The 13,901-nt window shown below is 64.7% G+C and carries 13 protein-coding genes; 3 read left to right on the forward strand and 10 right to left on the reverse strand.

Annotated features, from left to right (window positions below; all coding sequences use genetic code 11):
• Nucleotides 1-60 precede the first annotated feature (60 nt).
• The 6 genes from Q376_RS22080 to Q376_RS0109360 form a co-directional block, all read right to left on the reverse strand.
• Nucleotides 61-1,881, reverse strand: a complete 1,821-nt coding sequence (locus Q376_RS22080) for a methyl-accepting chemotaxis protein (RefSeq protein WP_052365106.1) — start codon at nt 1,879-1,881, stop codon at nt 61-63.
• Nucleotides 1,882-1,998: 117 nt separating this feature from the next.
• Nucleotides 1,999-2,394 carry a Rid family detoxifying hydrolase gene (locus Q376_RS0109340; RefSeq protein WP_043447199.1) on the reverse strand — a complete coding sequence of 132 codons (396 nt, stop codon included), beginning with the start codon at nt 2,392-2,394 and terminating at the stop codon, nt 1,999-2,001.
• Nucleotides 2,395-2,441: 47 nt separating this feature from the next.
• On the reverse strand, nt 2,442-3,206 hold the full coding sequence (locus Q376_RS0109345; RefSeq protein ID WP_027350085.1) for an amino acid ABC transporter ATP-binding protein: 765 nt from the start codon (nt 3,204-3,206) through the stop codon (nt 2,442-2,444).
• A 25-nt stretch (nt 3,207-3,231) separates the two neighbouring features.
• The gene (locus Q376_RS0109350; protein WP_081803481.1) at nt 3,232-4,368 is read right to left on the reverse strand and encodes an amino acid ABC transporter permease; all 1,137 of its coding nucleotides are present in this window, start codon (nt 4,366-4,368) and stop codon (nt 3,232-3,234) included.
• Nucleotides 4,369-4,371: 3 nt separating this feature from the next.
• Nucleotides 4,372-5,562 (reverse strand): amino acid ABC transporter permease, encoded by a 1,191-nt coding sequence (locus Q376_RS0109355; RefSeq protein WP_027350087.1) that lies wholly within the window; start codon nt 5,560-5,562, stop codon nt 4,372-4,374.
• Nucleotides 5,563-5,782: 220 nt separating this feature from the next.
• Nucleotides 5,783-6,811: an amino acid ABC transporter substrate-binding protein gene (locus tag Q376_RS0109360; protein WP_027350088.1), complete on the reverse strand. Its 1,029-nt coding sequence runs from the start codon at nt 6,809-6,811 to the stop codon at nt 5,783-5,785.
• 826 nt (nt 6,812-7,637) lie between these two features.
• Between Q376_RS0109360 and Q376_RS22085 the strand changes: the two genes are divergently transcribed.
• Complete coding sequence (locus Q376_RS22085) at nt 7,638-8,693, forward strand: isopenicillin N synthase family dioxygenase (RefSeq protein ID WP_245598933.1); 1,056 nt, start codon at nt 7,638-7,640, stop codon at nt 8,691-8,693.
• A 42-nt stretch (nt 8,694-8,735) separates the two neighbouring features.
• Here the strand turns inward: Q376_RS22085 and Q376_RS22090 are convergent, their stop codons facing one another.
• Both Q376_RS22090 and hemE read right to left on the reverse strand, forming a co-directional pair.
• Entirely contained in the window at nt 8,736-9,227 is a 492-nt protein-coding gene (locus tag Q376_RS22090; protein ID WP_162177902.1) for a thiol-disulfide oxidoreductase DCC family protein, read from the reverse strand.
• Nucleotides 9,178-10,239 carry a uroporphyrinogen decarboxylase gene (gene hemE, locus Q376_RS0109375; RefSeq protein ID WP_027350089.1) on the reverse strand — a complete coding sequence of 354 codons (1,062 nt, stop codon included), beginning with the start codon at nt 10,237-10,239 and terminating at the stop codon, nt 9,178-9,180. The genes Q376_RS22090 and hemE overlap by 50 nt, the downstream gene beginning before the upstream one ends.
• A gap of 301 nt (nt 10,240-10,540) precedes the next feature.
• Here hemE and ribA point away from each other — a divergent pair, with 301 nt between their 5' ends.
• Nucleotides 10,541-11,221, forward strand: coding sequence for a GTP cyclohydrolase II (gene ribA, locus Q376_RS22095; protein WP_081803483.1), 681 nt, complete (start codon nt 10,541-10,543; stop codon nt 11,219-11,221).
• A 47-nt stretch (nt 11,222-11,268) separates the two neighbouring features.
• Entirely contained in the window at nt 11,269-11,949 is a 681-nt protein-coding gene (trhA, locus tag Q376_RS0109385) for a PAQR family membrane homeostasis protein TrhA (RefSeq protein WP_027350090.1), read from the forward strand.
• A gap of 50 nt (nt 11,950-11,999) precedes the next feature.
• Here the strand turns inward: trhA and Q376_RS0109390 are convergent, their stop codons facing one another.
• Both Q376_RS0109390 and Q376_RS0109395 read right to left on the reverse strand, forming a co-directional pair.
• Nucleotides 12,000-13,454 (reverse strand): glyceraldehyde-3-phosphate dehydrogenase, encoded by a 1,455-nt coding sequence (locus Q376_RS0109390; protein ID WP_027350091.1) that lies wholly within the window; start codon nt 13,452-13,454, stop codon nt 12,000-12,002.
• Between the two features lie 196 nt (nt 13,455-13,650).
• The gene (locus Q376_RS0109395) at nt 13,651-13,890 is read right to left on the reverse strand and encodes a P-loop NTPase family protein (RefSeq protein ID WP_027350092.1); all 240 of its coding nucleotides are present in this window, start codon (nt 13,888-13,890) and stop codon (nt 13,651-13,653) included.
• Between the last annotated feature and the right edge of the window lie 11 nt (nt 13,891-13,901).

Consider the following 13,901-nt stretch of genomic DNA (forward strand, 5'->3'; position numbering starts at 1 on the left):
CGCACTTAAGCGCAAATGAGATGAAATGTCAATTGGAGCAGGGGGTACACCTGCCTGCGATCAACTCGAGGCAAGCCGCGCGCTCACACCCGTGAACGCGACATCGTCATCGAGCCGGAAGCCACCGACCAGTTCGGCCAGCCGGGTCGCCTCGTCGCGCAGCTGCGCTGCTGCGTGGCTCGATGACTCGACCTGGCGCGCATTCTCCTGCGTGGCACCATCGAGCTGGGTGACCGCCTGATTGACCTCGTGGACGCCGTTGCTCTGTTCTCGCAGCGCAATGCTGATCTCGCGGACCACGCCGTTGACCTCCTCGACCTGGGCGACGATGGCATCGATCGCCTCGCGCGCGTGGGTGACCCGCTCCGCGCCGCTCGCGGCGCGCTCGCCCGAGGTGGTGATCAACGCACGGATATCCTTGGCCGCCTCGAGACTGCGCGCAGCGAGCCGCCGGACTTCCTCGGCGACCACCGAGAACCCGCGGCCCTGCTCTCCCGCTCTCGCCGCCTCCACCGAGGCATTGAGCGCCAGCAGGTTGGTCTGGAAAGCGATACCGTCGATCACTTCGACGATGCCGGAAATCTGTGCCGCCGCCCGGCCGATGTCGTCCATCGTCTCGACCACGCGGGCGACCTCCTCGGTGCCGCGTTTCGCGGCCTCTCCAGCGCCATCGGCGAGCTTGCGCGCACGCACGGCGGAATCCGCCGACTGCTCGAGCGTCGACGAGAGCTGCTCCATCGCCGCAGCGGACTGTTCGAGGCTGGCCGCCGACTGTTCGCTGCGACGCGAAAGCTCCTCGCCAGCGCTCGACATCTCCACCGCCGCTCCGGCGACGCGGGCGCTGCTGCCCCGGACCTCGATCATCAAGCCATGGATACGGTCGATGAAGGCATTGAATGCATGCGCGATCCGCGCTACTTCGTCATGCCCGCCAGCGGGCAGCCTGCGGGTCAGGTCGCTGTCGCCCGAGGCGAGCTCTTCGAGTTCGCTGCGCACTTCGTCCAAGCGCCGGAAGATCGGTTTGAGCACCGCCCAGAGCAGAAGCCCGCCAAGCAATGCGGCGAGCACGGCCACCACGAGCATGCCGGAGAGCACGCTGCGCGCCCCGCTGGCGGCGTCGTTCAGATCAAGCACCAGGTAGAGCCGCCAGTCGGTACCCGGTACCGACTCGGCATGCAGCAGCCGCTGCCGGCCCTCGATCAGCGCCTCTCCCTGGCGGCTGGAAGGGTCGAAGCCGGGCGCCAATTCGGCGAAGGGAGTCAGCGCAAGCGACGAATCACGCCCGGCGATGATCCGCCCCTGGCCATCGACCAGCAGCGCGAAACTGTATTCGGTAGGGTGGATCGAGCCCACCTCGTCGACGATGGTATCCAGCGCGATGTCACCGCCGACCACGCCGAGCAGCGTGCCACCGTCACGCGCTGCGCGGGCGAAGGTGAGGATCAACTGGTCGGTGCTGGCATCCTGGTAGGGCGGCGTGACTACCGTGGCGTCGCTGTCGAGCGCCTGCTGGTACCAGGGGCGCGGGCGCGGGTCATAGTCCGGCGGAAGATCGAGCGCCACGGATGTCTCCATCTGGCCGTTGGCGCGCCCAAGATAGGTGGCGGAGAATCCGCCGATCGCCTGCAAGCGGGAGAGGACGCCGTGGAGGTTCTCTTCCAGGCTGACCGCATCGATGGCCCCGATGGTGTTCGAACGATGCTCGATCCACTCCGAGAACGCCAGGGCATAGGCTCGGGACAGCGTTTCGAGGTTGCGCTCGATATCGCTGCGGCTCTCGCGGCTGAGCTGGACATAGGTGAAGGCACTGGAGATGGTCAGCGTCGAAAGTAGGATGAGCAGTACGCAAATCAGGATACGTAGCCGGAGCGATAGTCTCATGCAAGGTCCTCGATACGTTGTCGGAAAAACGTATCGCTATCGGCATACCGGGCGGAAACTTGATGCTCGCTGAACGCAGCGCCCGGTGCCATGGTGGCCCGGGCGCTGCGCATCGGCTCAGTCGGTGGTGGGGGGGATCCAAGCGATCAGGTCGACCTCGACATCGGCGCCGCCGGCGAGCCCGGTGACGCCGATGCAGGTACGTGTCGGCAGCGGCGTCTCGAAATAGCTGGCGTAGACGGCGTTGACCTCATCGAAGTGGCCCATGTTGGTGATGAACACCCGCGCCTGGATCACGTGCTCGAACGCGCTGCCGGCGGCGTCGAGCACCAGGGCGAGGTTCTGCATCACCCGATGGGTCTGCTCGGCGAAGGTGCCGAGCAGCATTTCGTTGGTCTCCGGCACGGTGGGCATCTGACCGGTGACGAACAGCAGCTCACCGACCCGGCACGCATGGGAGAACGGCGCGATCGGCTGAGGCGCCGTGCCCACCATGAACTTCTCTATCGACATGACGATGCTCCCTCGCCTCGTTGTCCGGACTCGTTCGCCAATTGGCCTCAGTGCCCGAGGATCTGGCTCAGGAACTCGCGCGTACGCGCCGAGCGCGGGTTGCCGAAGAACTCGGTCGGCGGGTTCTGCTCGATGATCTGCCCCTGGTCCATGAAGATCACCCGGTCGGCGACGGTCTTGGCGAAGCCCATCTCGTGGGTCACGCACAGCATGGTCATGCCTTCGCTGGCCAGCTGGACCATGACGTCGAGCACCTCCTTGATCATCTCGGGGTCGAGCGCCGAGGTCGGCTCGTCGAACAGCATGATTTCCGGATGCATGCACAGCGAGCGGGCGATCGCCACGCGCTGCTGCTGACCACCGGAGAGCTGCCCCGGGTACTTCTGCGCCTGGTTGGCGATGCGCACCCGTTCGAGGTACTCCATGGCGATCTTCTCGGCTTCCCGGCGCGGCTTCTTCTGCACCCACACCTGCGCGAGGCAGCAGTTCTCCAGCACCGTCAGGTGGGGGAACAGGTTGAAGTGCTGGAACACCATTCCCACCCGGCGGCGAATCTGCTCGATACGCTTGACGTCACGGGTCATCGGAATGCCGCCGACGACGATCTCGCCCTGCTGATGCTCCTCGAGATGGTTGATGCAGCGGATCATGGTCGACTTGCCCGATCCCGAAGGGCCGCAGATCACGATCCTTTCACCTTTGGCCACGGTCAGGTCGATGTCGCGCAGAACGTGGAAGTCCCCGTACCACTTGTTGAGCCGGGTGATTTCGATCATCGGCTGCTCGGCTGCGCTAGCGGTGTTGCTGGTCATGGATGAATCCCTCGAATAAGTCTAATCAGCGGTGGCCGGTATGCAGGCGTCGCTCGAGATACTGGCTGTAGCGCGACATGCTGAAACAGAAGGCCCAGAACAGGATCGCAGCGAAGACGTAGCCCTCGGTGGCGTACCCGAGCCAAGCGGTATCGGTGAGGCCTGCGCGAATCACACCGAGCAGGTCGAAGAGGCCGATGATCAGTACCAGCGTCGTGTCCTTGAACAGCGAGATGCAGGTGCTGACGATGCCGGAGATGACCAGCTTCAGCGCTTGGGGCAGCACCACTAAACCGGTTCGCTGCCAGTAGCCGAGACCGAGCGCCGCCGCGGCTTCGTCCTGGCCCTTGGGAATGGCCTGCAGACCGCTGCGCACCACTTCGGCCATGTAGGCGCTCCAGAAGAAGGAGATCCCGATCAGCGCGCGTACCAGGCGATCCACCTCGAGCTGGGCGGGCACGAACAGCGGAAACATCACCGATGCCATGAACAGCACGGTGATCAACGGAACCCCGCGCCAGAACTCGATGAAGACCACGCAGACCGCCTTGACGAACGGCATCGACGAGCGCCGGCCGAGGGCGAGCAGGATCCCCAGCGGGATCGAGCAGACGATGCCGACGGTCGCGATCACCAGCGTCAGCATCAAGCCTCCCCACTGACGAGTCGGCACGTATGGCAGCCCGAACGAGCCACCGAGCAGCAGGAAGTAGGCGACCACCGGGAAGGCGAACAGGGTCAGCAGGCCGGCGATCTTCTTGTAGGGCAGTCTCGGTATCACCAGCCAGACCAGCAGCACGGCGAACATCGCCAGCGTCACATCGACCCGCCACCGCTCCGGTGTCGGGTAGAAACCATAGATGATCTGGCCGAGGCGGGTGGTGATGAAGACCCAGCATGCGCCGTCGCCGGTGCAGTCCTGGCGTGAGGAGCCGACCCAGGTGGCGTTGATCAGGCCCCATTGCACCACCGGCGTGACGATCCGCACGATCAGGTAGAGCAGCACCAGCGAGATCAGGCTGTTGATCGGGCCGGAGAAGAGGTTCTTGCGCAGCCAGACCAGCAAGCCCCCCACTTTCTCCGGCGGCTGCCTCGCAGCGATGTAGCCTTGGTTGTCAGCGGACGCGGGAAGGGGCGCAGCGCTTGCGTTTTGCTCGCTCATCGATCAGCGCTCCTTGAGGGCCATGCGGGAGTTGAACAGGTTCATCAGCAGCGAGGTGATCAGGCTGAGCGCCAGGTAGACACCCATGGTGATCGCCATGATCTCCACCGCCTGCCCGGTCTGGTTCATCGTGGTGTTGCCGAACACCGCGAACAGATCCGGATAGCCGATCGCGATCGCCAGCGACGAGTTCTTGGTCAGACTCAGGTACTGGCTCGACAGCTGCGGAATCATCAACCGCATCGCCTGCGGCATGATCACCTTGCGCATGGTGATGCCCTTGGGCAGGCCGAGCGAGCTGGCCGCCTCGGTCTGTCCATGCGATACCGACTGGATGCCGGAGCGGACGATCTCGGCGATGAACGATGCGGTGTAGATGGTCAGCGCGACCCACAAGCCGATCAGCTCGGGGATCATGTGCAGGCCGCCGCGATAGTTGAAGCCGACGAGCTCGGGCACCGACCAGGACAAGGGACTGCCGCTGATCAGGAAGATCACCAGCGGAATCACCACGATCACACCGAGGTTGATCCAGCCGATCGGCAGCCGCTGGCCGGTCTCGGCCTGGCGCTTCTTGTTCATCCTCGCCAGGCCCCATGCCAGCACCACCGCCGCCAGCAGCCCATAGACGGTGGCCGAGAAGCCTTCGCCGAGTATCGGCGCGGGGATGATCATGCCGCGCTGGTTGAGGAAGAACAGGTCGAACAACGAGAGGCTCTGGCGCAGCTGCGGCAGCGCGCCGAGCGCGGCGAAGTACCAGAACAGGATCTGGAGCAGCAGCGGAATGTTGCGGAATATCTCGATGTAGACGGTCGCTACCCGGGCGAGCAGCCAGTTGGGGGAAAGGCGGGCGATACCGACGACCAGCCCGACCACGGTGGAGGCGATGATCCCCAGGATCGACACCAGCAGCGTGTTGTAAAGACCGGCGAGGAAAGCGTCCCCGTAGCTTGAATTGCTCGAGTAGTCGTTGAGCGTCTGGGCGATCGAGAAGCCGGCGCGGTAGTCGAGGAAGGCGAAGCCGGTATTGATTCCCCTGGCCTGCAGGTTGGCCATGGTGTTGTGGATCATCAGCATGATGACCCCTACCAGCGCGATCAGCAGCACCGTCTGGATCACCAGCGAGCGCACCTGCGGATCACGCCAGAGCGGGCCGCGCGCGCGCTTGGGGATGGAAGTGGAAGGTCGCAGCATGGTCTCGGATATCTCTCCGCTGGAGCCTGTCAGCACGCCCCCGGCCAGACGCTAGGTGAACCTGGATTTTGCGTCGGGGCGAAGGGTGCCCGGCAAGGCCTGGGCCGGAATAACGTAAAGCTTCGATGAACCGCTGCCCTCGATACGACGCAGGCCGAGGCCTTGTCCCGAGGGAAGCGGCAGAAACCCGAGGGCGCCTGGCGCGGCGCCCATCGGGGGATCAGCGTACTGGCGGTGCGTACTGGATGCCGCCGGCGTTCCACAGCGCGTTGACGCCACGCGGAATATCCAACGGTGAGTCGGCACCCACGGTGCGATCGTAGACCTCGGCATAGTTACCGACCGTCTTGATGATGTTGTAGGCCCAGTCGTTGGAGAGGCCGAGCTGCTCGCCGAAGTTGCCGTCCTGGCCGAGCAGGCGGGCGACGTCGGGGTTCGGCGGGTTGTCGCGCATCGCGTCGACGTTCTCGCTGTTCACGCCCAGCTCCTCGGCGTTGAGCATGGCGTAGAACGTCCAGCTCACCACCTTGCCCCAGTCCTCGTCGCCGCGACGAACCATCGGTGCCAGCGGCTCCTTGGAGATCCGCTCGGGGAGGATCACCGCGCTGTCCGGATCGTTGAGCTGCAGGCGCAGCGCCGCGAGCTGGGAGGAGTCGGAGGTGAGGACGTCGCAGCGGCCGCTGTCGAAGCCGGCGGCGGTCTGGCTCGACTCATCGAAGCCGATCGCCTGGTACTGCATGCCTTGGCTGTCGAAGTAGTCGGCGAGGTTGAGCTCGGTGGTAGTGCCCGAGGCGACGCAGATGGTCGCACCGTCCAGCTCGGTGGCATGCTCGACGCCCAGCTCCGCCTTCACCATGAAGCCCTGGCCGTCATAGAAGTTGACCCCGCCCGGGAAGGTGAGCCCCAGCGAGTTGTCGCGCGAAGAGGTCCAGGTGGTGTTGCGCGACAGCAGGTCGACTTCGCCGGACTGCAGCGCGGTGAAGCGCTCGCTGGCGGTCAGCGCGGAGTAGACCACGCTTTCCGGGTCGCCGAAGATCGCGGCGGCAATCCCCCGGCACAGCTCGACGTCGATCCCCTCCCATTGACCCTGGGCGTTGGGCGCGGAGAAGCCTGCCAGGCCATCGCTCACGCCGCAGCGCACGGAGCCCCGATTCTTGGTGTCGTCGAGGGTCGCGGCCTGGGCGCCGAAGCTGACCAGCGCAGCACCGAGACCGACACCGGCGAGGGGCAACAGGTGTTTGATACGCATAGGGTAACGTCTCCAATCGTTAGCATTTGTCGTTATCACGAGGCGTGCGCCGCGCTAGCCACGTACCGTCCGTTCCCCAAGGACGGTGGTCGCATTTGCCACAGTAACAATCTGTATAGTGCAAAGAACGTTCCAACTTTGCGCGCCGCCGCCTACGAAGTCGCCCCAACCGGGGCCAGGACACTATCCGATGCCTCACCATTCCTCTCAAGGCGACCTTGGCAGCGCAGCTATGGTGCAGGCTGCGACCCGCCAGTCGCCCTCGAAACCCCTTCCCTCCTCTATGGCATCTTTCATTTAACCTTTCGTTTCAGCCAGTTGCTAAAAGAATACGGGCGAATGACACCGATGCCCCAGCACGGTGCCGGGAGCGCACACAAAACGTGCTTAATGCGCATTTAATGATCCAACTTGGTGCAATGCATCCATCCCCATGTCGGTGACGCATCGCCAGGGTATCGCCATAGTGAGAAAATCGTTTTGGATTCATACGTATAGAAACACTCGTTGATGGACGCATGAATCGAAAACCTTTGGCACGCTTCCTGCTTTCCTTCCATGCGTGGCACCCAACGGGCGCCACCATGGCGACATCGATCGCCATCCCAATCAAGAGAGTAGAAGCGGTCAGGGCTCCCGCCCGGGACATTGCTCTCCAAACACGCCTGTCAGGCTTTTTGGAGACCACCACCGCCATGCTGCGTATTCCTTCCCCATCCTCGCTCTTCACCGCGTGCCTGCGTTGTTTGCAAGCTGCGCGAGCGAGCGGCGGACGGCAGGACCGCCACGGCGGGGGCGAGCGCGAAAGCCTTCGAGCGGAGACCCGATGATGACCGAACACCACTCTGGAACTACCCCTGCCGCGTCCGCGGATTCTCCCCCCGCCGCCTCGCGCCTTGTCGAGCTCGACAAGGAAGCCCGCATGGGCGCACGGGGCGTGGAGAGCGATGCCACTGCGATCCCGCTGATAGACCTCAGCGATTTCGACGCCCGGCGGGAAGAGATCGCCGGCGAGCTGTGGAATGCCGCCACCGAGGTCGGCTTCTTCCAGCTCGATGGCCACGGCATTGCGCTTGATGAGATCCGCGCCGCTTTCTCGGCGATGGAGGCGTTCTTCTCCCTCCCCGAAGAGGTGAAGGCCCGGTATCCACTGCAGCGCGCCCTCAATGTCGGCTGGGAGAGCAAGGCCCAGGTACGGCCTTCGACCCGCACGCCGGACCAGAAGGAGTCCTACCAGATCACCCGACCGCACATGGAAGGGCTATGGCCGAGCGAGGAAGAGCTCGCCGGCTTCCGCGCGGTGATGCTCGACTTCGAGCACAGGTGCTGGCAGGTGGGCATGCGGGTGCTCTCCTGCTTCGCCGACCGGCTGGGTCTTCCGCGACAGTTCTTCACCGAGGCCCATGATCCCGCACGGTCGAGCTACCAGAGCACGCTGCGCTTGCTTCACTACTTCGCCCTCGATGCCGAACAGGCGCAGAACGCAAGCGTCTGGCGCGCCGGCGCCCATACCGACTTCGACTGCCTGACACTTTTGTTCCAGCGCGAGGGCCAGGGCGGACTGCAGGTGTGCCCAGGGCGTGATCTCGATGAACCGGTGTGGACCAACGTGGAGCCCAAGGAGGGGGTGATCACCTGCAACATCGGCGACATGCTGATGCGCTGGAGCGACGACCGGCTCAAGTCCAACTTCCATCGGGTCAAGAGCCCCGCCACCGCCGGCCCGGTCGATGAGCGCTACAGCCTCGCCTTCTTCTGCCAGGCCAACCGCGACGCGGTGATCGAAGGTCCCGCGGGCAAGTATCCGCCGATGACCGCGCAGGACTATCTGCAGAGCCGGGTCAACGCCAACTTCGCCGCGCTGGCCGGCGGCGCTGGCTGAGCCGATCGACCATCGCGCGGCCGGCCGGTGCCGGTCGCGCGCTCACTGCTCGGCCAGTGACTCAGGCAGGCCAAGCGCGATGCAGTCGGCGACGCGCAGAGACTCGACACGCCGAGCGTCGATCGCTGCGCGATCGGCGTCGGCGAGCCCGGGTTGGAAGCGATGACGATTACGCGCGATCAAGCGATAGGTGCCATCGCGAAGCGGCGGCGGCACCCAGCGCAGCGCCGCCAGCGCGCGCCACGGCCAGCGGAAGTGACGCGCCAGGCGCCATCCCGCATCGCTGTCGCGATACAGCCGCCCGGCTTCGATCAGCCAGGAGCTGTCATGCGGCGCGGGATCCTCACCGAAATGCGCGCCCAGCCGCCGCGCCAGGGGAGAGTCGAGCACGAACAGCCCAGTAGCGTCACGAGCCTGCCAGTGCAGCAGGGTCGCGATCGAACGGCGGCAGAACGGACAGCCGCCGTCGTAGGCCACCAGCCGCTCAGGCGTGATAGGCAGGGCTGAGCTCGTGGAGCGCTGAGAGGAACACATCGACATTCTCCGGCGGAGTGAACTGCGAGATGCCGTGGCCCAGGTTGAAGACGTGCCCCGGGCCGTGGCCGAAGCTTTCGAGCGTGCGCGCGACTTCGGCGCGGATCGTTTCCGGCGCGCCGAACAGCACGCCCGGATCGAGGTTGCCCTGCAGCGCTAGACGCTCGCCGACCCGGGCGCGCGCATCGCCAAGCTCAGTGGTCCAGTCGAGCCCGACCGCATCGCAGCCGCTCCGTTCGATCCGCTCGAGCCACTGCCCACCGTGCTTGGTGAACAGGATCACCGGTACTTTGCGCCCCTGGTGCTCGCGAATCAGGCCATCGACGATACGGCGCATGTAGTCGAGCGAGAAGGCCTGGTAGGCCGGCGTGCTGAGCACGCCTCCCCAGGTATCGAAGATCTGTACCGCCTGCGCACCGGCGAGGATCTGGGCATTGAGATAGTCGGTGACCGCGGTGGCCAGCAGCGCGAGCAGCGCATGCAGCGCCTCCGGGTCGCCATACAGCATCCCCTTGATATAGCGGAACTCCTTGCTCGGCCCGCCCTCGACCATGTAGGTCGCAAGCGTCCAGGGGCTGCCGGAGAAGCCGATCAGCGGCACCCGGTCGTCGAGTTCGCGGCGGATCACTCGCACCGCCTCGATCACATAGTCGAGATCCTGCTCGATGTGCGGCTTGGACAGCGCAGCAATCGCCGCGCGGTCGCGCACCGGGTGGTGGAAGCGAGGCCCTTCGCCGGCGACGAAGTGCAGCCCCAGCCCCATGGCATCAGGCACGGTGAGGATGTCGGAGAACAGTATCGCGGCGTCGAGCGGATAGCGCGCGAGCGGCTGCAGGGTCACCTCGCAGGCCCGCGCCGGATCCTTGCACAGCGCCATGAAGTCGCCCGCCTCCTCGCGCGTGCGCCGGTACTCGGGCAGGTAGCGTCCAGCCTGTCGCATCATCCACACCGGGGTGCGATCCACTGGCTGGCGCTCCAGGGCACGAAGGAAACGGTCGTTTTTCAAAGCCATTGCGAGTCTCTTCTCTGGGTGGCTCGAGCGATGGACATCGCCTTTCGAGATAGCGGGAGAATTGTAGCTAATCGAGCCGCGCCATGTACGTGAGACTCAGCGCATCCGGGACCAGGCCTCCATGCCGGGACCTTTCGAGCACTCACCGTGCGGACCGCCGCTGCCGGCCGATTCGATAGCGCGATCATGGTTATAGCCCGGCTGTATAAGACGCTGATGCCGGACGATGCTAAAGTAGCGGCCATTTCCTTTTACGTGCCAGGCGATACCCGATGACATCGCTGGCACCTGCGAGGCTCCCGTGACACTGCGGTACATTTCCAATTGCTTGCTCCCCACGTCGTTCGCCAACTTCACCATGCATGGGTTCGAAGATGACGAGACCGGCAAGGAGCACATCGCTCTGACCCTCGGCGACGTCGCCGACGGCGAACCAGTGCTCGGCCGAGTGCACTCCGAGTGCCTGACCGGCGACGCCCTGTTCTCGATGCGCTGCGACTGCGGCTACCAGCTCCAGGAGGCGCTCAAGCGGATCGCCGAGGAGGGCCGCGGCGTACTGCTCTACCTGCGCCAGGAGGGCCGCGGCATCGGCCTGATCAACAAGATCCGCGCCTATCATCTGCAGGACCAGGGCCTCGACACCGTCGAGGCCAACCAGCACCTCGGCTTCGCCCCGGACCTGCGCCGCTATGACCTTTGCATGCCGATGCTCGAGCATCTCGGCATCCATTCGCTGCGGCTGATGACCAACAATCCGCGCAAGGTCGCCGCGCTGACCAATGCAGGCGTGATCATCACCGAGCGCCAGCCCTTGACCACTGGGCTCAACGACTACAACGAGCACTATCTGGCGACCAAGGCGAGCAAGCTCGGCCACATGATGGCCTTGCGCGACTTCAGTCGTATCGATAGCGTAGGAGACGAGCACGACTTGGCCTCCGCGACGCTACGCCTCGACGAAAACAGCACCCCGGAGCGCTGACCGACCCTTGCGTCGTGCCAATACTTGCTGCAGCGAGGAGCACGACGATGCGCGAACCGATCGAACAGCTCGAAAGAGGGTTACTGCGCGGGCAGGCGCGGGTCGAGGAGTGGCTGAACAGCGCAAGCCATGGCATCGGCGCCGCGCTGAGCGTCGCTGGCATGGTGATACTGATCGTCCTCGCGAGCCTTGCGCTCGACCCGTGGAAAATCGTCGGCGTGAGCGTCTACGGCACCAGCCTGACGCTGCTCTACCTGGTCTCGACGCTCTATCATGCGACCCGCCGTCCTCGCGCCCGCTACATTCTCCAGCAGCTCGACCACTGCGCGATCTTCCTGCTCATCGCCGGTACCTACACGCCTTTCCTGCTGGTCAACATGCGCGGTGCGACCGGCTGGACGATGTTCGCCATCGTCTGGTCGCTGGCCGCGGTCGGTATCTTCGCCAAGCTGGTCTGGCCGGAGCGCTTCCATCTGCTGCGGGTACTGGTCTACCTGCTGATGGGATGGCTGATGTGCCTGTTCCCCGCGGAGATGGCGGCCAAGCTCTCCGCCACCGGTCGCTGGCTGCTGCTCGCCGGCGGCCTCACCTACACCGCCGGAGTGGTCTTCTACGCGCTCGACAGGATTCCCTTCAACCACGCGATCTGGCATCTGTTCGTGATCGGCGGCAGCGTCTGCCACTTCTTCGCCATCTACTTCGCGGTGCTGCCCTACGCCTATCCCTGAGCCACCTCTGCTCGTCCGTCGCGCCCGCTCGGGCGCGACGACGGCCAGGCTCAGGCTTCGGCGCGCGGCAGGTAGAGGAAGTGCACCCGCGACATCTTCTGCAGGATCCTCACCACCTGGCAGCTGTAGCCGAACTCGTTGTCGTACCAGACGTAGAGCACCGCGCTTCTATCCTCGGCGATCGTCGCCCGCGCATCGACCACCCCGGCATGGCGGTTGCCGACGAAGTCCGAGGAGACCACCTCGGAGGAGTCGACGTAGTCGATCTGCTTGTGCATCGACGAATAGAGCGCCATTCGGCGCAGGTAAGCATTGAGCGATTGGCTATCGGTGGGGCGTTCGAGCTGGAGATTGAGGATCGCCAGCGACACGTTGGGGGTGGGCACCCTGATCGCGTTGCCGGTGAGCTTGCCGGCCAGTACCGGCAGCGCCTTGGCCGCCGCCTTGGCCGCCCCGGTCTCGGTGATCACCATGTTGAGCGGCGCGCTGCGCCCGCGGCGATCCCCCTTGTGATAGTTGTCGATCAGGTTCTGGTCGTTGGTGTAGGAGTGCACGGTCTCGACATGGCCGTGAATGATGCCGAACTCGTCGTTCATCGCCTTGAGCACCGGCACGATCGCGTTGGTGGTGCAGGAGGCGGCGGAAAGGATCCGGTCGCTCTCCTCGATGGTCGCGTCGTTGACCCCGCAGACGATGTTCTTGAGACTGCCCTTGCCCGGCGCGGTGAGCAGCACTCGCGCCACCCCCTTAGCCTCGAGATGCTGGGAGAGCCCCGCCTCGTCGCGCCACTTGCCGGTATTGTCGACCACGATGGCCTGGTCGATACCGTAGGCGGTGTAGTCGATCTCGCGCGGTGAATCGGCATGGATCACCTGGATGTAGTGGCCGTTGGCGATGATCGCGCTGCGTTCATGATCGACGACGATCGAGCCGGAGAAAGGACCATGCACCGAGTCGCGGCGCAGCAGGCTCGCGCGCTTCTCGAGGTCGTCCTGCGCGCCGCGGACCACGATCGCGCGAAGACGCAGCAGATTGCCCCCTCCCGCCTTCTCGATCAGGATCCGCGCGAGGATGCGGCCGATCCGCCCGAAGCCATAGAGCACCACGTCCTGCGGCTCGCCGCCGTGGCCGCCCGGCCGATGCCCACCGACGATTTCAGCCAGCTGCTCGCGCAGGAAAGCGTCGACGTCGCTGCGTCCGGAACGCTTGAACGCCACTGCGAGGCGGCCGAGATCGATGTGCGCCGGTGCCAGTTCGAGCTCGACCATCGCGCGCACCAGCGGCATGGTGTCGCTCACCGATAGCTCGGTACCTTCGGCCTTGAGCACGTAGCGATGGTTCTTGAGGATGCGGATCACCGAGCGGTTGATCAGCGAGCGGCCGAACAGCGAGGGGATGACGTTGTAATGGCGATAGAGTCGGCCCAGCAGCGGGATCATCTCCTCCGCCAGCGCTTCGCTCTCCTGCCATCGTTGGAAATGGGTATCGGACTGGATCTCACTCACCTGGGCTGACCTCTCGGGACGTACGGGCGGGGAATGCGACTCGACACCACGCACAGCGTCCCTCGGCCCACCAGGCATGGAAGCGCGGGCTGAGGCGTGCACTCGGATCGAGTTCGTCTCAGACTTTCGATTATCTTGGAATCGAGTGCTGGCCCGCAACCCGTTTTTGTCCCAAAAACCCAATAAAATCAAAAACTTATATTAGTAAAATAACCACCTGAGCGACTCCATTGAGCGACGCCCGGCCCAGATCGCGCCATACCACCATGGAGGCGGTTTCTCCGCGCAGCGCCCCAGAAGCCCCGTGCCAGGCGACTCTTCCATCGGTGGTGAAGACGATCCGCCGGAATAGCGGCGCGATTTCATCGGGCTGGTGACTGACCAGCAGCGCGCTGGGTTCGTAATCTTCCATCGGTGATTCGATCAGGCCGAGCATCTCGCACCAGT

This window comes from Halotalea alkalilenta DSM 17697, assembly GCF_000621205.1.
GTDB classification, from domain to species: Bacteria; Pseudomonadota; Gammaproteobacteria; order Pseudomonadales; family Halomonadaceae; genus Halotalea; species Halotalea alkalilenta.